Raw genomic sequence first — 21336 nt, forward strand, 5'->3', positions numbered from 1 at the left:
TCTCCTATTCACCCGGAAGTTTGAATGTTTTGCTGCCGCGGTTCGACCGTTTCGATCCGTTCAATGCGCCGCGGTTGGACATCAGTTGCTCCCGCCTCACTTCGTCAGCGAGAGCGCCCCCGGCGCACCGGCAAGCGAACGTGTCGGTGAGGAGGTCGCGATCATGATGGCGAGGGTGAGCACGTAGGGCGCGGCATAGAAGAGATAATAGCCCTGGGTGACGCCGATCGATTGCAACGCCGGCCCGAGCGCACCGGCGCCGCCGAATAGCAGCGCGGCGAGGAAGCAGCCGATTGGGTTCCAGCGGGCGAAGATGACGAGTGCGACGGCCATCAGGCCTTGGCCTGAAGAAATGCCCTCGTTCCACGATCCGGGATAATAGAGCGATAGGTAGGCGCCGCCGATCGCCGCCAGCGACCCGCCGACGGCAGTGGCCAGCAGGCGCACCCGATCCGGATTGATGCCCATGGCGCGCGCCGCATCCGTGCTGTCACCGACGACGCGCAGGATGAGGCCCAGCCGCGTATTCCGGAAGGCCCACCAGAGGGTGAAGGCCAGCAAGGCCCCCAGGATGAAGAGAACATTGATGTTCAGCGCTGCCTGGATCTGCGGCAGGCTCGACCAGAAACCGAAGGGAATCGACGGCAGATGCGGCGCTGCAGGCTGAATGAAGGACTTGCCGAGGAAGAAGGCGAGGCCCAAGCCGAACTGCATCATGGCGATGCCGATCGCGATGTCGTTCACCTTCGGCCATTTGCAGATCCAGCCGTGAACGAGACCGAAGATGGCGCCGGTCGCCATCGCGGCGAGCACGCCGAGCCAGGGCGAGTTGGTCATGACGGCTACGGCGTAGGCCGTCATCGCACCGAAGACGAGCGTCCCTTCCAGGCCGAGATTGATGCGGCCGGAGCGCTCGGTGATCGTCTCGCCGAGGCTGACGAAGATGAAGGGGGTGGATACGCGGATGGCGCCCGCCAGGATCGCGAGCGGCACGCCCCAGATGCCGATGCCCGTCTCTTCCATCAGAGGCTCCTTTTCCAGATGTCGGGATTGAAGATCTTGAAGCGCCCGTAGAAGGTCTCGCAGAAGAGGATGATGATGAAGAGCGTACCCTGCAGCACCAGCACCGTGGCATCGGGGAGGCCCATGCGGCGCTGGATGAGGCCGCCAGAAGCATCGATGCCCCCGAGCAGGATGGCGACCGGGATGATCGCCAGCGGATTGTGGCGGGCGAGGAAGGCGACGAGGATGCCGGTATAGCCATAACCCGCGGCGAGCGAGGCATTGGCGCTCCCCTGGACGGCCACGACCTCGATCATGCCGGCAAGACCTGCGAAGCTGCCGGCGATCGCGGAAAAGCCTGCGATCAGCCTGCCGACCGGCAGACCTTGGATCTGGGCGGCGCGCACATTGCCTCCGGCGATGCGTGCCGCAAAACCGAAGCTCGTCACCTCGATCAATATCCAGGAGAGGATGCAGGCGAGCATGCCGATCACGAGGCCCCAATGCACATCCATGCCGGGAATGTTGCCGAGCATGTATTCGGGCGGCAGCGGCTTGGTCGAGGGCTTGTTGAGACTGGCCGGATCGCGTAGCGGCCCCTCGACGAACTGGTTCATCAGGGCAATGGCGATATAGGAGAGCAGCAGCGAAGAAATGGTTTCGTTGACGCCGCGGTAATGGCGCAGGAAGCCGGCAAGGCCGATCCAGATGCCGCCGACGACCATGGCGGCAATCGCCATCAGAACAAGAGCGGGAAACGCGGGGGCCGCGCCGACGAGCGGCATGGCCATGGCTGCGGCGGCAACGCCGCCCAGCACGACCGCTCCTTCCCCGCCGATGATGACGAGGCCGAGGCGGGCGGGCAGGGCGACGCAGAGTGCCGTCAGGAGAAGGGGTGCGGCACGGCTTAAGCTGTTCTGCACCGAAAACCAGCTGCCGAAGCCGCCGGTATACATGAGCTGGAAGAGCATGGCCGGCGATTTGCCGATCGCCAGGATGAAGAGGGAGAAGAGCCCGAGCCCGATGAGGATGGCCGCAAGGCCGATGACCACCGGTTCGGCCCTGCGTGCGATCCATTCGAGCACGGGGCGCAGCGCGGCTGGGTTGTCGGAAGCGACTGATATTGCGGGATCATTGGCCTGAACGGTCATGGCGCTTCTCCCTCACGCGGTTTACGCCGTGGATCCGACGACGCCCTCGACCAGATAGTTCATGCTTTCGAGCTCGATCGCGTCTTCGGCGTAGCTCTTGTCGGCCGCGACGACGGTGTTGCCCTTGTTATCCTTCAGCGGCCCCTTGAAGACCGAGAAGCCGCCCTTCATCATTTCGGCATGCGTCGCCTCGAATGCCTTGCGGCCCGCTTCGGAAACGCCGGGGCCGAGCGCGCTCATCTTGACGAAACCGTCCTTCAGGCCGCCACGCACGAAATTGCCGAGCTTTTCGCCGGCCTGCGCCTTCTTGACGAAGTCGCCATAGACATTGCCCCAGGCCCATTCAGCGCCCGTGAGGTATTTCTCCGGCGCAAGCGGGCTCTGATTGGCGTGGTAGCCGCAGACGAAGGCGCCGCGGCCGGCGGCGGTTTCCACGACCACCTTTGGACTGTCGACATGGCAGGTGATGACGTCCGCGCCCTGATCGACCAGCGCGTTGGTGGCTTCCGCCTCCTTGACCGCAAGCGACCATTCGCCGGTGAAAATCACCTGGCAGGTAATGGTCGGATCGACTGCGCGTGCGCCGAGCAGGAAGGCATTGATGTTCTGCAGCACCTGTGGGATCGGCTTGGCCGCGACGAAGCCGATCTTTTTGCTCTTCGTCGCATGGCCGGCAGCGATGCCGTTCAGATACTGGCCCTGGAAAATATAACCGAAATAGGAGCCGGTATTGGCGGGGTGCTTGCCCTCCTGCCATAGCCCGCCGCAATGGCGGAACTGGATGTCCGGATGTTTGGCGGCCATGGCCAGCATATGCGGATCGAAATAGCCGAAGGAGGTCGGGAAGAGCAGGGTGGCGCCATCGAGATTGATCATCGATTCCATCGTCTTCTGAACGTCCACCGTCTCGGGCACGTTCTCTTCCTCGACGACGGTGACGCCGGGCACCGCCTTGACGGCGGCAGCACCCTCTGCATGCGCCTGGTTGTAGCCATAGTCATCCTTGGGACCGACATAGACGAAGCCGACGGTCAGGGCCGTCTGCGCGAGTGCGCGGGAGGAGAGGAGACCGGGCGCCGCGCCGACGAGAGTGGCGGCGGCGGAAGCCTGAAGAAAATGACGTCGTTTCATGGAAAGGAGTCTGGTCATCGGAATGCTCCCCTGACGGCAGTTTTGCCGTTTTCGATTGGTTACAGAAAAGTGTATGCAATGGTCATGCCAGATTTTATTATATTGATTTCACGAGTGAAATTGTCACGCCTGCGGCCGATATCCAAGAAGTGCATGCAATTTCATCTTGAGATTAGATGAAAAAATATGCATAGCCGATAAAATCGTCCGACATCTCGGTCGCTGGGTTGGAAGTGTTGGGAATCCGATGGTGCAGAATACATTTTTGCTAGATACATCAATCATATATACTGATGTTTGACTTTGCCAGCTTGAGCGGGCATGTGTATGCAATCATAAAAATGTAGAATCATTCCTTGAAGCAAATCAGGCGCAGAGAAATCATCAGAGCGGGGACGACCGTCGAGCAGATGGTGCGGGCGATCGCGGACATGATCGTGACCGGACAGATGCTGCCGGGCGAGAAGCTTGATGAGGTCTCGCTGGCTGCTCGTTTCGAAGTGTCGCGCACACCGGTGCGCGAGGCGCTCCGTGAACTCGGGGCGATGGGGCTTGTCGACCGGAAGCCGAACCGCAGCGCCGTCGTCACCACCGTGACCGAAACCTATCTTCATTCGATGTTCGAGGCGATGGCGGAACTCGAAGCGATCTGCGCGAGGCTCTCGGCCGAGCGTATGACAGTCGACGAGCGGCGCACGTTGGAGTTGGAGCATAAGGCCACAATGAGGCTCGTGCATGCCGGCGCGGAAGAGGAGTATTCGGCGCATAACACGGAGTTCCACACCCGCCTTTATCGCGGGGCGCATAATGATCACATCTTTGAGATGGTGACGCAGACACGGGCACGGCTCGCCCCATTTCGGCGGGCGCAGTTTCGGCTGCCCGGTCGCTTGGCAAGGTCCTACGAGGAACACGGTCGGATCGTGATGGCCGTCATGCGAGCGGATGGCATCGCTGCCGCACAGGCAGCTTATTCCCACGTTGTGATGGTCAGCGATGCGAGCGCGGTGTTTGCAACAACCGGAGAGCCGAGCGCGCGAGGCACCTGAAATCTTGCAGGTCATCTGCGACAAGCGGACAGCGATGGCCGCCGCAACTGCAGGGGCTGGCCTTTGTCCATAACGCAGCGAACTTCTTGTCCGCGATCGCCCTCAGGCGTCGAAGCAAAAATTATAGCAAATGCGATATCGTCTCGGCCCCGCCTTGTCATGAAATCCTGCGGTGGCCGAACCGCCTTGAAGCACTTCGTGCCTCAAGGCCCGCAAGTATCGCCAGCAGGATTTTTTTGAGACGATGTTTCATGCTCTTTTCATTTGATCTGAGACGTAGGCGCGCCAGCCCCCCAATTCCGTGATTTCGCGCGCGCCTTCGATGGCATGAGCCTCGCAGAGAAAACCGGGAATCTGGGAACCGTCATCGAGCGTGACCTTGCCGATGCCGAGCGGGGCCGGGATGTTCTGGACAAAGCGCCCGAAAGCCTCCGGAGTGACTTTCCACACCTCGACTTCGAGACCCTTGCCGTCAAAACCGGGTTCACGGATCAGGCCTGGCTTCGGCGGGACGGTGCCCGGCAGAACGAAGAGGCGGTAATCCGGTGCAGTACGGCAGGATTTGATGCGCCTGCCGCCCGGTCGCGTCAGTTCGTGGTTGAGAGGCATGCCGCTTAGATGCGCCCCGACGACGACAATTGGCACCAAGCCGTCATCTTCCGACGGCACGCGGATCGCCTCGGGGATTGCCGAGAGGCGGTCCTTGCCCATGCCGGCGTTCGCGGCACGGTGCATGGCATCGGCGAAGGGGCCAAGAGCGTCATCGGTAAAGGCCGGACCAATCAGAGTCACGCCGGCCGGGAGATGACCGTCGGCGTCGAAGCCGACTGGAACGGCGATCGCGGCGCAGCCGAGAAGATTGGCGAAGTTGGTGTACCGGCCGAAATGGCCGTTTTTCACAATCGGATCCGCCATCATCTCGTCGACCGTGTAGGTGGTCGGCGAGGTCGGCAGCATCAGGATATCAGCCTTTTCCCATTCCTTCACGGTCTTCTGACGCAGCGCCTCGAGCTTGTATCTGCCTTCGAAAGCGGCGACGGCGTCATAGGCTTTCGCGCCCTCGATAATGGTGCGAACCGTCGGATCGAAGTCGGGGCCATTCGTGGCCAGAAAATCCTTCACCGCCGCCAGCCGCTCGGCGACCCAGGGACCGTTGTAGAGCAGCTCTGCTGCCTGCCGAAATGGTGCATAGTCGAAGGGAACGATGGTGGCACCGAGTGCGCGCGCCCTTTCGATCGCGGCGTCATAGAGAGCTTCGACTTGCCTGTTGCCGAAGAATTCCCGCTCGGCTCCGTCGAGCACACCGATCCGCAGACCGGAGGCTGGCAGGCTGGCCGGAACCGCCTTGCGCGAGAAGGGATCGGCGGCATCGTAACCTTCCATCACCTTGCGGATCGCGACGCCGTCGCCGACCGTCGGGGCAAAGATGGTGACGACATCGACGCTGCGGCAGGCCGGCACGACCCCGACATTTGGCACCAGCCCCGGAGTCGGTTTGATGCCGACGAGATTGTTGAAAGCCGCCGGCACGCGACCGGAGCCGGCCGTGTCAGTGCCAAGCGCGAAGCTTGCCAGGCCCGAGGCGACGGCAACCGCCGAGCCGGAACTCGAGCCGCCCGACACATAGTTCTTGTCGAAGACCGAGCGTGGGGCTCCGTAGGGCGAGCGCGTGCCGTTAAGACCGGTGGCGAACTGGTCGAGATTGGTCTTGCCGATGACGATCGCGCCTGCAGCCCGCAGCCTCGCAACGACGGTTGCGTCCGTCTCCGGCCGGTAGGAAAAGGCAGGGCAGGCGGCTGTCGTCGGCAGTCCCGCCACGTCGATATTGTCTTTCACCGCGAAGGGAATGCCCCAAAGCGGCAGGCTGTTGGGATCAGGCGCCCGTTCCATCAGATCTCGTGCCTCGGCCCGCAAGGCTTCATCAGGCGCCGGCGTGATGAAGATAGCGAGATCCGTCGCGTCATTGCGACGGGCAATGACGATCTCGATAATATCGAGCGGGCTTTTGCCTGCCTCATAGGCTGCGCGAAGGCTGGTCAGATCAAGAATGGTCGGCAGCATGGGTCAGCACTCCTCCAGAACAACAATGATATCGCCCGCTTTGACGTTTCGTCCGGGCCCGGCGCGCAGATCGCGGACACGGCCTGGCGCATGTGCGGTGACGTTGATTTCCATTTTCATGGATTCGATGATGGCAAGCGTGTCGCCGGCCGCAACCGGTGCGCCCGGCTCGACCAGCAGTTTCCAGATATTGCCGGGCACGGTGCTTGCAACGCCGAAGCAGCCTTGGGGAATGTCCCCATCCGGGCTTTCGCCGGTGCCTTCGTCGGTAACGAAGCTGTCGAGACCCGCCTCCTTCCACCGCTGGCGTTCGGCGTCGAAGGCGGCCTGCTGGCGTGCCTTGAAGGTCGCGATCGAGGCGGCATTCGCCTGCAATTCCTGCTCATAGGCGGCGTAGGAAAATTCCGTCTCCTCGATCTTTACGGGATAACCGCCATGCGGAAAGGCGCTGCGGGCTTCCGCCAATTCCTGATGGCTGACCGGGAAGAAGCGGATCTGATCGAAAAAGTCGAGCAGCCACGGCTTGCCCTTGGCAAAGACCGGCGTCTGGCGCCAGGTATTCCAGACTTGGATGGTGCGCCCGAAGAGCTGGTAGCCGCCGGGTCCTTCCATGCCGTAGATGCACATATAGGCCCCGCCGATGCCGACGGCATTTTCAGGCGTCCAGGTGCGGGCGGGATTGTACTTCGTCGTTACCAGCCGATGGCGCGGATCGACCGGGGTCGCCACCGGTGCGCCGAGATAGACGTCGCCGAGGCCGAGCACGAGGTAGCTCGCATCGAAGACGACGTCGCGCACGGCCTGTTCGTCTGCCAGCCCGTTGATGCGGCGGATGAACTCGATGTTGTCAGGGCACCAAGGCGCATTCGGCCGCACGAGTTCCTGATATTTGCGCATCGCAAGTTCCGCGTCCGGGTCGTTCCAGGAAAGCGGCAGATGCACGATGCGGCTCGGCACGGTGACGTCCTGGGCCGCCGGCAGGCTCGCTTCGATTTCGGCCAGCAGGCCGAGCAGGCGCTTGCGGGTTACCGTCGTGCCGTCATAATGGATCTGCAGCGAGCGGATGCCGGGCGTGAGATCGATGATGCCGGGCAGACGGGCCTGCGAGACGGCCTTCATGAGCAGATGCACCCTCAGCCGCAGGGCGATATCGAGCGTCATCGGCCCGTATTCGACCAACAGGTTGTCATCGCCCTGGCGGCGATAAACGACGGAGACAGGCCCGTTGTCACGTTTACCGACGATAGGCGAGCCGGCATCCTGTTTCGCCCGATGCACCGCCGGACTGGCGATGGGATCTTCGGACCGAGCGACGGGATGAAAGCGGATGCGATCAGCCGGCTTGAACTGGCCCATCTTCCATTGTTCGTCTCGGGCGATCACCGCCGGGCAGACGAAGCCGCCGAGGCTCGGGCCGTCAGGCCCAAGAATGATCGGCATGTCGCCGGTGAAATCGATCGCACCGATCGCATAGGCATTGTCATGCAGGTTGGAGGGATGAAGGCCAGCCTCGCCGCCATCGCTGCGCGCCCATTTCGGCGCGGGACCGATCAGCCGAACGCCGGTCCGGGCGCTATTGAAATGCACCTCGTAGCTGGTCGAAAACAACATCTCGATATCGCCGTCCTGAAAGAAATCAGGCGCGCCATGCGGGCCGTAGACGACGCCAACCTGCCATTCGCGCGTCAGCTCTGCCGGCTCCGTCGCCGGCTTCGGCACTTCGGCCGCCGCCTGGCGGGCAAGATGTAGCACATGCCCCGTTTTCAGCGTGCCGGTGGCATTGCCGCCGAACTGGCCGAGACCGAAAGTGGCGCGCGAGCCGAGCACGACGGGGGCGGCAAAGCCGCCGGCCACGGCAAGGTAAGCCCGCTGCCCCGGTCCATCGATGCTGCCGATGACGAGGACCTGGCCGGCGCGGATGGTCACCGCCTTGCCATGCGGCAGATTCACGCCGTCGATGCTCATCGCCATCCTGGCGCCGGCAAGGGCAACCGTCGTATCGGTATGGAATTTCAGCATCGGGCCGGAAACCGTCAGCTCCAGGGCTGCGACCTTGTCGCCATTGCCGACGAGACGGTTGGCGTGGCGGAACGAGCGCTCATCCATCGGACCGCTCGGCGGCACGCCGACATGCCAGAGGCCAAGCCGGCCCGGCAGTTCCTGAATGCTCGATTGCGCGCCCGGCGCAATCACCTCGATGACATCAGGCACGAAGGAAAAGTCGCGCAGCGCCGTTGTCGCCACCTTGCCGCTCGCCAGAAGTTCGGAGCTGGCTATGGCCCTGAGATAGTCGAGATTGGTTTCGATGCCCGATATCGATGTTTCGGCAAGTGCCGCCTTCAGTTTTTCGATCGCCGCCGGGCGGTCCTCGGCTGACACGATCACCTTGGCGAGCATCGGATCGTAGAAGGGCGTGACCTCGGTGCCGGTCTCGATCCAACCGTCGATGCGCCCATCTTGCGGGAAGGACACCTCCGTCAGCAGCCCGGCGCTCGGGCGGAAATCGGCATGCGGCATCTCGGCATAGACACGCACTTCAATCGCCGCTCCCTTCGGCTGCAGGGCCTCGGCGCCCGAGAGTACGTCCTCGCCGGCCGCCTGACGGATCATCCATTCGACGAGATCGATGCCGAACACAGCTTCGGTGACGGGATGTTCGACCTGCAGGCGGGTGTTGACCTCAAGGAAGTAGAATTCATCGCGCTGGGGATCGTAGATGAATTCCACGGTGCCGGCGGACTCGTAGGAGACCACGGCACCAAGATTGACGGCCGACTTATGCAGGCGGGCGCGGGTCGCGGCCGAAAGTCCGGGGGCCGGGGTCTCCTCGACCACCTTCTGGTTCCGCCGCTGCAGCGAGCAATCGCGCTCGCCGAGCGCGATGACCTTGCCTTGGCCGTTGCCGAAGATCTGCACTTCGACATGCCGTGCCTCGGCCACGAAACGCTCGATATAGACGCGTGCATCGCCGAAGCTTGCCCGCGCCGTACGCTGTACGCTTTCGAAGGACGCCTTCAGGCTTTCGGCATCGGCACAGAGCTGCATGCCGATGCCGCCGCCGCCGGCCGTGCTTTTCAGCATCACGGGATAGCCGATTTCTTCGGCCGCAGCGAGCGCTTCATCGGCGCTCGAAAGCAGGCTCGTGCCGGGCAACAGCGGCACGCCGCTCGCCTTTGCGAGTTCGCGGGCCGTATGCTTCAGGCCAAAGGCAGAGAGGTGCTCGGGCCGGGGGCCGATGAAGGTGATGCCTTCGGCGGCAAGGCGCTCGGCAAAACCGATATTTTCCGACAGGAAGCCGTAGCCCGGATGCACTGCCTCGGCCCCCGTCGCCTTGCAGGCGGCAATGACGGCGTCGACATTCAAATAGCTTTCGCTGGCCGGCGCCGGCCCGAGACGGATCGCCTCATCCGCCATCATAGCGGGCTTGGCGAAGCGGTCGGCATCGGAATAGACCGCGACGGAGGCAATGCCCATCCGTCGCAGCGTCTTGATGACGCGCATGGCGATTTCGCCCCGGTTGGCGATCAGGACTTTCTTGAACATGCTCAGGCCTCGCCGTCCCAGATCAGCACCCGGATCGGCGTCGGATCGAAGCCGTTACAGGGGTTGTTGATCTGCGGGCAATTGGAGATGACGCAGAGCACGTCCATTTCCGCGACCAGTTCGACATAGTCGCCAGGCGCCGAAATACCGTCGACGATGGTCATCTCGCCATTCGGCTTGATCGGCACGTTCATGAAGAAATTGATGTTGGGCACGATGTCGCGCTTGCTCATGCCGTGTTTGCTGACCTCGAGGACGAAGTTGTCGCGGCAGGCATGCAGGTATTTCGTGCCATGGCCGAAGCGCACCGTATTGCTCTCGCAGGAGCAGGCGCCGGCAGACGTGTCATGGCGGCCGCAGCTGTCAGCCGTCATGGTCAGCATGACACTGCCTTCATTCGACATGATCTTCGTGCCGATGCCAATATAGGCGGCGCCCTGCATGCGCATCGTATCCTGATTGGAATAGCGCTCGGCGAAATCGTCGGCACGATAGAAGAGCGTGTCGATCGCCTGCTGGCCAAAACTGTCTTCGATGCGGATCGTCTGACCCTTGCGCACGACGCCGGACCATGGGGCTTCGGCCGGAATGAAATGATCCTGCACAGCATTCTGAACAGTACGGGCAGGGGAGGTCTGGATGAAATCGGACATCGTCTTCTCCTCAGGCCTGCATCAGGGCGTTGTTCTCGAAACCGCGCACGGCTTCGGCCGTTGCCGCGCGGCAAAGATCATCAGCAGCCGGGACTGCCGCCTTGTAGCGGGTGATGACGACGGACTTCGGCTGATAGGTTGAATCGGGATCGAGCGGATGCGGACAGGTTGAAAAGCCGACCAGCATGTCCATCTCGGCGCGCAGTTCGACGTAATCGCCGCTGTTAGAGCGCTTGCCCTGCCAGCGGAAACCACCGGCCTCGGCCAGGCGGACCGGTGCAAAGAGATTGAGGATGCCGGGTATATCGCGCCTGTCGAGGCCGAGCTTGACGGCGATGAGGATCAGGTTGTCGCGGGTGTTGCGCGTCTTCTCGCCGGGATATTTCGCGGCGTTCGACGCCGCCGTCGAGCCGCCCATCAGGCAGTCATGGGCGCCGGAACTGTCCTCGATTATCGAGAACATGACGCGGCCCATGTCGGAAAAGATCACACGCCCTTTGCCGAGCGCAGTCGTCCACTGGACCTTGGCGGTGTCGACGAGATTGATCCGCTCGCTCGCATCCTCGGCATTCCAGGCGATGAGCGCCACGGTGGAATTGCCCTCGCCCTGGTCGATGCGGATCGCCTCGTCACGCAAGAGTTTTGTCGACCAGTACCAGCCTCCGGGGATGGTCTCCTGATGGATGATCGCGGCGGCTTCGATGGCCGGCGCCGGCAGCGGGCTTGGACCGGGCAGGGCCTTGGGCGCAAATTCCAGACCCTTTTTCTGGTGCTCCTCGTAACGCGCGCGATTGGCGGCAATTTCTTCGGGCGATCGTCTCACATGCATCATAGCGTCTCTCCTGATGGTGCCAGGTCGTCCCGGCTGTGCCCCAGGGAAGCGACCGGGCCGTCCGGGTCGGGGCTGAAGATCGATGGCTGCCCGGCAAGGCGCGGCGGCCAGATGGCAATATCGTTGGTGATGGTGGCGCCGTAACGCTCCTTCTCTTCCGGCCGGTCGCGGCGGCGTTCGAAGGCGACGACGCGGCTTGCGAGCGTGAAGGCCTCGCGCATGTCATGGGTAACCATGACGACGGTCATCTGCGTTTCATGCCAGAGTCGCTTCATCAGCGTGTGGATTTCGGCGCGAATACCGGGATCGAGCGCGCCGAAGGGTTCATCGAGCAGCAGCACCTTCGGCTTCATGATGAGCGCCTGGGCGAGCGCCAGGCGCTGTTGCATGCCGCCGGAAAGCTGGGCCGGATATTTGTTCTCCGAACCGGCGAGCCCGACCTCGGCAATCAACTGGCGCGCTTCTTCGATCGCATTGCGGCGTGCGGCGCCGAAGAGCCTGGCCTTGTAATGCGCCGCGGAAAATTCCTTGCCGAGCAGCACGTTGCCGAGCACCGTCAGGTGCGGAAAGACGGAATAGCGCTGGAAGACGACGCCGCGGTCCGGGCCTGGCTCCGACGGCAGAGGCTCGCCGTCGAGCAGGATCTTGCCCTTTGTCGGCTGCTCCTGTCCGAGCAGCATCCGCAGGAAGGTGGTCTTGCCGCAGCCGGAGGGTCCGACAAGGGCGACGAAGGCACGCGAGGCGACGGTCAAGGACACGTTTTCGAGCACGATCTGGTCGCCATATTCCTTCCAGACCCTTTCGATCTTCAGTTCGCTCATGCCTGCTTCTCCAGCTCCGACCAGGGGAAGACGGCGATGCGCAGGCGGTCGAGCAGGGCGTTCATGACCACGGCAAGCAGGGTGATCCAGACGACATAGGGGAAGATGACATCCATCGACAGGTAGCGGCGGACGAGGAAGATGCGATAACCGAGACCCGAATCCGACGAGATCGCTTCGGCTGCGATCAGGAACAGCCAGGCCGGGCCGAGCTGCAGTCTGAGGCAGGTGATCAGCCGCGGCAGGATTTGCGGCAGCACGACGCGCAGTCCGACCTGCCAGGAGGAGCCGCCGAGCGTCTCGGCCTTGACGATCTGTTCGCGCGGCAATTCCAGCGCCTTCAGCGCCAGATCGCGGATCATCGTCGGCGCGACGCCGATGACGATGAGGGCGATCTTCGACGTCTCGCCAAGTCCCATGACGATGAAGAGGATCGGCAGCAGCGCCAGCGGCGGCACCATGGAAATGACGGCGATGAAAGGCGCGAGCAGCGCCCTGAGATAGGGCAGCATGCCGATCAGCATGCCGATAACGAGCGCCACCGCAGTCGAAATGCCGAGGCCGGAGAGCAGGCGGATGAGGCTCGCGCCCGTGTCCGACCAGAGCAGAAATTCACCGGTACGCGGGTCGGCGACGAAGCCCAGACGATTGATCGCGTCGGCAAAGCCGGCAAGGCTCGGCAGAAGCTTGTCATTGGCGTTATCCGCCAGTCGCGCGGCCGAGCCGAAGGCATAGGCAAGGGCGAGCAGCACGAAGGGCAGCATCGTCAAGGCGAACTGGGCGCCCCGGCTCGGCCTCGTGTTGATCCAACGCATGGGAAATGCTCCGCTGATGAAGGGAGGAAGCGCGGGCAGACCGCGCCCCCGTTGCGATCAGAGCGAACCGTCGGCGGCTGCCTTCATATAGGCCTCGGTGAAGCGCAGCTTCACGTTGCCAGTATCGCCCAGCACCTTGCCATCAGGCATTTCGATGCCGATGACGTCGGCGGATGGCGCGCCATTGCCGAGCAGTCCCTTCTCGAAGAGGAAGTTGCGCACCAGATCCATGGTCTTCGGCAGATTCGGCGAAGCGGTGAAGGCAACGGCATCGGCCGGCTTGTCGAAGAGCTTGGTGGCGGCAAGCTGGGCTTCGAAGCCGGCGAGATCGGTGCCCGACGCCGAGCCCATAGCCTCGCGGGCAGCCTTGCCTTCGGCGCTGTCTGCCCGCAGCAGAGCCGCCGTCTCATACCAGATGCCGGCAAGCGCCTTGCCGAAGTTCGGATTGTCTTTTAGCACGCTGCTATTGGCGACCATCAGATCGATGATTTCGCCCGGCACTTGCGAGCTGTCGAAAACCTTCTTGGCCGAGGGATCTTCGAGGATGGTGGAAACCAGCGGATTCCAGGTGACGACGGCTGTGACATCAGGTGTCTTGTAGGCGGCGACCATGTCGGCATCGGAGGTGTTGACCACCTTCACGTCGCGCTCCGCCAGCTTGATGCTTTCGAGCGCGCGGGCGAGCAGATAGTGCGAGACGGAGAACTCGACGAGGTTGACGTTCTGGCCCTTGATATCGGCAAGGCTTGCCTTGTCCTTCAGGATCACGGCGTCATTGCCGTTCGAAAAGTCGCCGACGATCACGGCCGTCGTATCGACGCCGCCGGCGGCCGGGATCGACAGGCCATCCATGTTGGTCAGCGTCACCGCATCGAAGGCGCCGGCCGTGTACTGGTTCATCGACTCCACATAGTCGTTGAACTGGGTGACCTCGATCTTGATGTCGTATTTGTCCGCCCATTTCTTGACGATGCCGTGGTCGGCCGCGTAGCCCCAGGGCATCCAACCGACATAGATGGACCAGGCCACCTTGAATTCGCTCTTCTGTTCCGCCTCTGCGACGGAAGCAGGCCCAAGCATCAGCGATAGCGCCAGCGCTGTGGTCGAAACAATCTTCGAAAAAGTCTGCATTGAAATTCCCCTTCTGCTTTTCTTCAAAAGGGATCGGCAAAGACCATCGTGCCACCAATCCCTTGGCTTACGAGGTCTCCCGGGCTTTTGTCCCGCCGTGCACCCGGCGGGATTTCTCCTCCGCCGGTGGTGGCTCTCGGACCAGCCGCGCTTCAGAAAAGCGCCGGAACCCTAGCCACCAACTCAGCACATTCCTTGCAAGAGGTGTGCCAGCTCATAAATCTTTGATTTTTCTAGCCCCCGTTCCTTGGTTGCATGTTACTGTGTACACTTCGCGGCATTTGCTAAATTTTTGAGCAGTGATCAGCGAAGCATCCGATCGACCTCGTGCTTTCGATTGGCCGGCATATCCCGTGCGCCCGCACCGTGGCTATGGACCCTTGACGATAAATTGGAAGCCCTCCAATCGCCTTGGAAGTAACCAAACTTGCTTTTTTACAGTCGCAGGAATATTTTTACTCGGTCGGTCAATACATCATCCAACCAGTACTATCTGCGGTGGAGCTATGCCCGAGTTTCACGGAAAGAACCGCTTCGCGGCTATGCTGCTGATCTTCCTGACGGCATTGGTCTTTCTCGGGTTTGAACAACCCGCTGCCGCCGCAGGTGATCAGGATGGCCGGCGGGTTGCATTGATTGTCGGCAACTCCGTTTATAAGACGCTGCCCTCATTGCCCAATCCCGCAAACGATGTCCAGGAAGTCGCAAACACGCTGCGCAGGGCCGGGTTCGATGTGACGATCGGCATCAATGTCGACCGCATCGGACTTGAGAATACGGTGCGCAGTTTTCTGCGCTCGACCCATAATGCCGAGGCCGGTCTCATCTATTATTCCGGCCACGGCATCCAGGTCGGCGGCCAGAATTTCATCGTGCCGGTCGATGCCACGCTGGAAACGCCCTATGACGTCGAGACGCAGACCATGCCGCTCGACCTCATCCTGAACCATCTCAAGCAGAATTCGCGCGTGCAGCTGATTTTTCTCGATGCCTGCCGCAACAACCCGTTCAATACGCAGAAATTCTGGATGGCGGAAAAGCTGGAACCGGTCGGCGCGACGCGCGGGCTGGCGCGCATCGACAGCGATCTCGGCAGCCTGATCGCCTTCTCGACGGAGCCGGGCCAGGTAGCTCTTGACGGCGAGGGGGCACTCAGCCCCTATTCCGAATCCTTCATCAAGCGCGCCAGCGAGCCGAACAAGGAAATCCGCCAGGTCCTGACCGATGTGCGCCGCGACGTGATCGCCATGACCAATGGCAAGCAGGTCCCCTGGGAAAATTCCTCGCTGATGGACAGCTTTTATTTCATCCCGGCCCCGCCGCCGCCGAGCGTCGAGCCGATGCAGCAGGTGAGCGTGCCGGAGGGGGCGGCCGCGACCAGGCTGCCGATCACCCCGCCGCATGACGAAACCGGCTCGGCGCTGCTTGTCACGCTCAACCAGCTTCCCCAGACCGGCAAGCTCAGTTTCGACGGCAAGCCGGTGGAGCAGGGTGCCAAGCTGCCGGCCGCGGCGCTGACGGCGCTGAGCTATGATTCATCGGGCGTTGCCGCCGGAACGGTCGGCCTGATCGGCTATACGGTGAGCGATCCCTATGGCCAGGCGACGCAGGGCGTCGTCGCCATCACCGTCTCGGCCGATGCCGGCGCCAAGCTCGCCCAGCTCGAGCAGGAGAAGCAGGCGCGGCTTGCCGATGCCGGCGCCTATCTGAAATCGCTGCCGCGCGACGTCGACACGACGATCGGGGTCGGTCCCGTCGAAGCCCGCCTGCCTGAAGTACCGGCATCGGCTGCGGAAATGACCTTCAAGGTCGCGGCCCTGCCCGACAAGGGCACGCTGCGGGCCGGCGATCGGGTGATCGGCCCCGGCCACGTGCTTGAAGCCGCCGATATTCCGGCACTTTCCTACGAGCCACAGATCGGCACCGAAAACCAGCCCTTCGCCCTGACGCTGCAGGCCGCCAACGACGACCTGCCGGCCGCCACCGTCACCTTCAAGCCGACGCTAGACGCCTGCGACAGCGCAGCCGCCGCCCCCCTCGATCTGCAGGGCGTGACCGCGGGCAAGCTGCCGAATGAAATCGATCCCGCCGTCGCGCTGCCTGCCTGCACGGACGCAATAAAGACCTATCCTCAGGTGGCGCGTTTCGTCTACCAGCTCGGCCGCGCCCAGCTTGCCAACCGCGACACCAAGACGGCCTTCGCGACGATCAAAAAGGCGATGGATGCCGGGCATATCCGGGCGATCTACGAACTGTCGAGCCTTTACGAGTTCGGCGCCTCCGTTCCGCGCGACGCCGCCAAGGCAAGCCAGATCGCCAAGGACGGAGCGGCCAAGGGCGATCCCTTTGCCCTGCACAGCTACGGCAAGGCGCTCTACTACGGCCGCGGCACCAAGGCCGATCAGCAGCTTGGCTTGCGCCTGATGCTGCAGGCCGCCGATCTCGGCCATACCTATGCAATGAATGAACTCGGCTATATCTTTCTGAACGGCGTCAACGTTCCGGCCGATCCGGAGCGCGGCATCCGCTTCTACGAGGCCGGTGTCCAGCGCAACGACATCTATTCGCTGAACAATCTTGCGCTGGTCTACCGTTTCGGAAAAGGCGCCCCGGAAGATCTGCCGAAAGCGCTCGAGCTTTTCACCCGGGCGTCGGAGGGCGGCCAGCCCTATGCTCCGACCAATCTCGGGCGCATGTACCGGGACGGCATCGGCGTCGCCGCGGACAAGACCGAAGCGGTGAAGTGGCTGGAGATGGGCGCCGAACGCGGCGACTATTGGGGCGCGCTTGACCGCGCGATACTGGCCAGGGAAGACGGTACCGACGACAGCCTTGAAACTGCGGCGCGTTATTTCGCGCTGGCCACAGCCATCAACATGCCGGGCAGCGGCGATCCGAAGAACCAGGCAAAGGCGGCACTCAAGACCTTGCCCAACGATGCAAAGAAGAAAGCGGAAGAGACCCTTGCCGCCGAGCTGACCGCTCAGGAGAAAAAGGCGCTTCCGAAAACCAAGTCGCTCGATGACAGGCTCGTTCAGCTCGCCAAGGCGACATGGGTCAAGCGAAATCCGAGGTACGATCTCTTCTGAAACGGCGATCCGGGGGCGCCCCACATGACCAGAAAGCTCATCATCCGTGTTCTGCTTTGCTCGACTTTCCTCGCCGGTTCAGGCGCAATCCTGCAGAGCTGTATCTTCGATCCTGGCGCCAGGACGCTGTTTGCCAGTGAAGAGCCGGCGAGAGCCGTCACCCCTGCGAAGCAAACCACGCCCGCCGCTAAGAAAAGAGTGGTCGCAAATACCAGTCAATCGGCTTTCGCCCGCTCTGAGAACCGTTCCGGCGGCAATTCCAGCTCTGGCGGTGGCGGCATGGGCGGCGGCTCCAGTTCCAGCAGCTCTTCCAGTTCGTCCAGTTCGAGCAGTTCATCGAGCTCCAGCGGCGGCACTTCCTGGTCCGATCGCCGCCTGAAGACCGATATCCGTCGGCTCGGCACTTCGGCTGAGGGCATCCCGATCTATGCCTTCCGCTATATCTGGGGCGGCCCGCTCTTCGTCGGCACGATGGCGCAGGATCTATTGGCGATCCGGCCTGAAGCTGTGACCGCGACAAGGTCGGGCCACTACATGGTCGACTACGACAAGCTCGATATTGCGATGATCTCGCTGCCGGAGGATATGCCGTCCCTGACGGCTGCAGCAGCAATGGCGCTTGCGGCGCGGGCGGCACGGATAGGCTCTCCGGTCTCCGTTCAGCCTGCAATCTGATCGAGAAAGCTGAGCGCGTGCCGATATCGCAGGACAGGGATATCGTGGCCGGCAGCCCTCTCGTCACCCAAGCTGCGACCCTTGCCGGCGTTCTCGTCGGCATCGCGCTGTCGGACTATCTGCAGCTTGAGCCCGGCATGGCGATGGCGCTTGCCGTCATCTGGCTTCTCCTGACGTGGGTGCTTGTCGAGGGCATACCGGCCGCGCGTCAAGCCTGGGCATCACGGGAAAGACGCAACGAGGCTCCTGCCATCTTCTGGCGGCGCATCGGAACCAAGCTCGTCGGCCTCGCCGCGCTCCTCGGCGCGGTCGTCATTGCCTGTTCGGTCTTTCCGTTTTTCACGCAGTCGTCCGCGGTCCGATGGGTTGTCGAAGCCAGCCATACGACCATTCCCCTTTCCATCGTGCTGGCGATTGCCACAATTCTCTACGTCGCGGTCACCGATCTGATCGCCAAGCAGCCCGATGATTATCTCCATCAGGTCGGAAGGGCGGTGCTGATGCAGGATTTTCGCGAAGAGGACGTGCTCTTCGCATTGCGCCTGCTCGCGATCAAATGCTTCTTTCTCGTGCTGATGTTTTCAAGCGGCATGGCCGCTCTTGCCGATCTGGCCGACAAGCCGGCCTGGGCCTTTCCTCCACTGTCAGCGGGCTGGTTCGAAGGCTGGACGCGGCTTGTCTTTCTCCTCGATGTCATCCTTGCAGCCGGCGGCTACATCGCCACCTTCAAGCTTTTCGGCTGGCATGTCAGGGCGACGGAGACGACGGCACTCGGCTGGCTCGTCTGCCTCATCTGTTACGAGCCGTTCTTTCCTGCGATCTCGCATGCCTTCGTGCCTTATGGCGACGGGCCGGGCTGGGAGAGCGCCATCCGGGAGGGGTCGGCAGTCTTCATCCTCTGGAGTGCCGCGATGCTGTTTTGCGCCCTGATCTATGTCTGGGCGACCATCGCCTTCGGGCCGCGTTTCTCCAACCTCACCCATCGCGGCATCATCACCTCAGGCCCCTATCGCTTCATCAAACATCCGGCCTATATCTCGAAGAACATCGCCTGGTGGCTGTTTGCGGCCCCGAGCTTTATCGCAAGCGGGTTTGCGGAAGGACTTGCCCGGGCCGGCATGCTGGCGATCGTCACTCTCATATACATCATGCGCGCCCGCGCCGAAGAACGCATGCTGAGCCTGGATCCAGCCTATCGGGACTATGCCGAGCGCGTCGCAGCGCACGGTCTTCTGGCGATGGCGAAGCGGCGTCTGGCGCCGACAGCGCCGCGTGTTTGAAAGTCGCGCAAAGACTTTGACCAGGCGAATTCGACCGGAACGCATCCCTAATCTCCGTCATCTCAGGCCTTGAGCCGAGGACCCATGCCACGGCTGCCGGGGTGTGCGGTATGGATGCTCGGCTCAAGGCAGCTCAAGGCCTGGGACGACGGAGAACGGAGTGATGGAAGAGGCAAATCACGGCGCGGACACCTGCGTCAGGAATGAAGTCCGCCCCATCAAATAGTAACGTGCGGCCAGTGACGCTCCCGCGTTCAGCCATCCAACCCCTTGAAGCGTACCGGCTGGTAGCCGCGCAGCAGCAGGATTCCCAGCGAATAGGTGTTGCGGCAGACGCGGCCCTTGCAGGCATTCGGCGTCGCCTCCATCACCTCCACCTTGCGGTCCTCGGTAAAGCGCATGAACAGCATCACATGCGAACCCGGCCGGTTCAGCGCGTCGCCCGGCTGCAGCGACCAGGGATCGGAAAGCCGCCTGGTAATGCTCGGGATCGCCCGCGTCGAGACATGCATCTTCAGCCCCCAGGCTTCGCTGACGAAGCCGGAGCAGTCGACGCCGAGAATATTGGTTTGCGGCGCGCTCTTGGTGCAGACATTGCCGGCCGTCTGGCCATCCATGACACCATTGGTGAAATCCTCGAGCGGCGTTTTGCAGCCCCAGCAATAGGGCACGCCCTTCACCGTCTGGCCGCGTTTGCCGAACAGGTAGAATGGCCGGCGCAGGCGGTTCATGTTGACGCAACCGGGTCCCGGATCCTTGCCATAGGCCGCCGGCGTCACCAGCCAGTTCAGCGTCTCGAAGCCGATCGCCCGCTCGATGACGTCGCCGCGCGATTTCGGCAGGATGGCGACCTTAGGTCCCTTTCCGGGTTTGGCCGCAATTGCCGGCTTGGCCGGCCTGGCGACGGCAAGCTTGCGGCCCGGCTCGCGCCCCTCGAGTTTCAGCACCTGCGCCCGGCTTTCCCCAGAGCGCAGAAACAGCACGTCGCCGCGCGGGCCGATCGCCACGAAGCGCCTGGAAAAAACCGTGCCGGGTTCGATCGGCAGATCGTAGACGCGCTCCAGCACGCCGTTCGGCGTGAAGCGCACCACCAGCATGCCCGTCCGTTCCGGCCGGTCGGCAGGCACGAGCTCGACCAGCGCATAGGGTCTGCCCGTGGTGTCGATGTCGAGCAGTTCGACGGTGCCGATGCGGTTTTCCCCGGTGAGCTGAAGCGAGAGGAAATTCTCCTCCGAGCTCGCGCGCCGCAGCAGGATCTCCGCCTTGTCGTTTGCCGCCGAGACTTCTGCAACGATATCGCCGAGCCCGCGGCTCGGCACGTATTGGACCACCGGCGGGCGGGCTGGCGGCCGGCTGGTGCTGCGGCCGATCTCGTCGATGATGCTGTTGAGCGGCCCGGGCGGCACCGAGCCCATCGAGGCGAAGACCGAGCGGGTGTAGTCGTCGGCATCGCCGCCGTCGATGGCGCGCAGGGTCTGCGAGCGGCCATCGGCGCCGGTGGCGCGCTCGAGCGGCACGATACCGTCCGACCACAGGTAGAGTTCGTTATGGACGACGGCGAGATCCTCCGGCGCCGTATTCTCCGGCAGCGGCAGGATCTCGGGATCGGCCTGCGAGCGTTCGCCGTCGACGGCGAGCACGCGGCCATTGTTCTGGTCGAGGATGTAGACGGTGCCGTCGTCCCCGACGGTGATCGCCGCCGGTCCGGACGCCTCGACCTCCTCATTGGCGGAAATGATGCCGACCGAACGGGCGCCGTCGCCGCCCGGAAGCTCGATCATCACAGCGTCTTTGGCGAGGACAGGCCAGGCGATTGCGACCGCTGCGGCCATCAGAATATGCGAGCTGAAACTGCGCATTGCCGTGAACCCCGAAACAGGATCATTTTAGCCATGGGGGCCTCAATCTGAAGCCTGTTCACAATTAGAGAGCGAGAGAATGATGTCGTCGGAAAACCGTTCACAACTTTCGGCATCATGCCCCAAGTCCTTAAAATGTTAGGATAGAAGCGGCTCATCAGCAAGGCGTTGCTTTCCAAACGATTTGGAGATCGGCGTCGGCGATAGTACAAGTTTATCGTCTTGAAGTTTTACTGGCAGGGAA

15 protein-coding genes and 1 riboswitch are annotated in these 21336 nt (G+C 62.6%); of the genes, 4 read left to right on the top strand and 11 right to left on the bottom strand.

Translation table 11 applies throughout. The annotated features are described in order from the left end of the window. Positions 1 to 96 precede the first annotated feature (96 nt). The 3 genes from FHT70_RS21090 to FHT70_RS21100 are packed head-to-tail and all read right to left on the bottom strand — an operon-like array spanning position 97 to position 3302. A complete protein-coding gene (locus FHT70_RS21090) occupies positions 97 to 1023 on the bottom strand; it encodes an ABC transporter permease (protein WP_097598876.1) in 927 nt (308 codons plus the stop codon). Next, positions 1023 to 2153: an ABC transporter permease gene (locus FHT70_RS21095; protein ID WP_183704591.1), complete on the bottom strand. Its 1131-nt coding sequence runs from the start codon at positions 2151 to 2153 to the stop codon at positions 1023 to 1025. The genes FHT70_RS21090 and FHT70_RS21095 overlap by 1 nt, the downstream gene beginning before the upstream one ends. A 21-nt stretch (positions 2154 to 2174) precedes the next feature. Further along, the gene (locus tag FHT70_RS21100) at positions 2175 to 3302 is read right to left on the bottom strand and encodes a BMP family ABC transporter substrate-binding protein (RefSeq protein WP_183704593.1); all 1128 of its coding nucleotides are present in this window, start codon (positions 3300 to 3302) and stop codon (positions 2175 to 2177) included. Between the two features lie 338 nt (positions 3303 to 3640). Here FHT70_RS21100 and FHT70_RS21105 point away from each other — a divergent pair, with 338 nt between their 5' ends. Further along, positions 3641 to 4333 carry a GntR family transcriptional regulator gene (locus FHT70_RS21105; protein WP_183704595.1) on the top strand — a complete coding sequence of 231 codons (693 nt, stop codon included), beginning with the start codon at positions 3641 to 3643 and terminating at the stop codon, positions 4331 to 4333. Positions 4334 to 4582: 249 nt separating this feature from the next. On the opposite strand, the gene atzF is transcribed toward FHT70_RS21105, so the two are convergent. The 7 genes from atzF to FHT70_RS21140 are packed head-to-tail and all read right to left on the bottom strand — an operon-like array spanning position 4583 to position 14189. Further along, positions 4583 to 6394 (bottom strand): allophanate hydrolase, encoded by a 1812-nt coding sequence (gene atzF / locus FHT70_RS21110; protein WP_183704597.1) that lies wholly within the window; start codon positions 6392 to 6394, stop codon positions 4583 to 4585. A 3-nt stretch (positions 6395 to 6397) separates the two neighbouring features. Beyond that, the gene (uca, locus tag FHT70_RS21115; protein ID WP_183704599.1) at positions 6398 to 9937 is read right to left on the bottom strand and encodes an urea carboxylase; all 3540 of its coding nucleotides are present in this window, start codon (positions 9935 to 9937) and stop codon (positions 6398 to 6400) included. 2 nt (positions 9938 to 9939) lie between these two features. After that, positions 9940 to 10590 (bottom strand): urea amidolyase associated protein UAAP2, encoded by a 651-nt coding sequence (locus FHT70_RS21120; RefSeq protein ID WP_183704601.1) that lies wholly within the window; start codon positions 10588 to 10590, stop codon positions 9940 to 9942. Positions 10591 to 10600: 10 nt separating this feature from the next. Then, positions 10601 to 11422, bottom strand: coding sequence for an urea amidolyase associated protein UAAP1 (locus FHT70_RS21125; protein WP_183704603.1), 822 nt, complete (start codon positions 11420 to 11422; stop codon positions 10601 to 10603). Further along, positions 11419 to 12243, bottom strand: coding sequence for an ABC transporter ATP-binding protein (locus FHT70_RS21130; protein WP_183704605.1), 825 nt, complete (start codon positions 12241 to 12243; stop codon positions 11419 to 11421). The genes FHT70_RS21125 and FHT70_RS21130 overlap by 4 nt, the downstream gene beginning before the upstream one ends. After that, a complete protein-coding gene (locus tag FHT70_RS21135) occupies positions 12240 to 13058 on the bottom strand; it encodes an ABC transporter permease subunit (RefSeq protein ID WP_183704607.1) in 819 nt (272 codons plus the stop codon). Before FHT70_RS21135 ends, FHT70_RS21130 begins: the two co-directional genes overlap by 4 nt. A gap of 57 nt (positions 13059 to 13115) precedes the next feature. Further along, positions 13116 to 14189: a putative urea ABC transporter substrate-binding protein gene (locus FHT70_RS21140; RefSeq protein ID WP_183704608.1), complete on the bottom strand. Its 1074-nt coding sequence runs from the start codon at positions 14187 to 14189 to the stop codon at positions 13116 to 13118. Between the two features lie 74 nt (positions 14190 to 14263). Continuing rightward, a riboswitch (guanidine-I (ykkC/yxkD leader) is annotated at positions 14264 to 14375 on the bottom strand. 320 nt (positions 14376 to 14695) lie between these two features. Here FHT70_RS21140 and FHT70_RS21145 point away from each other — a divergent pair. From FHT70_RS21145 to FHT70_RS21155, 3 genes are read left to right on the top strand one after another with little or no spacing between them, the layout of a single operon-like run. After that, positions 14696 to 17278 carry a caspase family protein gene (locus tag FHT70_RS21145; protein ID WP_183704610.1) on the top strand — a complete coding sequence of 861 codons (2583 nt, stop codon included), beginning with the start codon at positions 14696 to 14698 and terminating at the stop codon, positions 17276 to 17278. A gap of 24 nt (positions 17279 to 17302) precedes the next feature. Beyond that, positions 17303 to 17953 (top strand): tail fiber domain-containing protein, encoded by a 651-nt coding sequence (locus FHT70_RS21150; protein ID WP_183704612.1) that lies wholly within the window; start codon positions 17303 to 17305, stop codon positions 17951 to 17953. A gap of 17 nt (positions 17954 to 17970) precedes the next feature. After that, positions 17971 to 19233, top strand: a complete 1263-nt coding sequence (locus tag FHT70_RS21155) for an isoprenylcysteine carboxylmethyltransferase family protein (RefSeq protein WP_183704614.1) — start codon at positions 17971 to 17973, stop codon at positions 19231 to 19233. A gap of 254 nt (positions 19234 to 19487) precedes the next feature. On the opposite strand, the gene FHT70_RS21160 is transcribed toward FHT70_RS21155, so the two are convergent. Beyond that, a complete protein-coding gene (locus FHT70_RS21160) occupies positions 19488 to 21092 on the bottom strand; it encodes a hypothetical protein (RefSeq protein WP_183704616.1) in 1605 nt (534 codons plus the stop codon). Positions 21093 to 21336: the final 244 nt, after the last annotated feature.

Source organism: Rhizobium sp. BK049, from assembly GCF_014193135.1.
GTDB lineage: Bacteria > Pseudomonadota > Alphaproteobacteria > Rhizobiales > Rhizobiaceae > Rhizobium.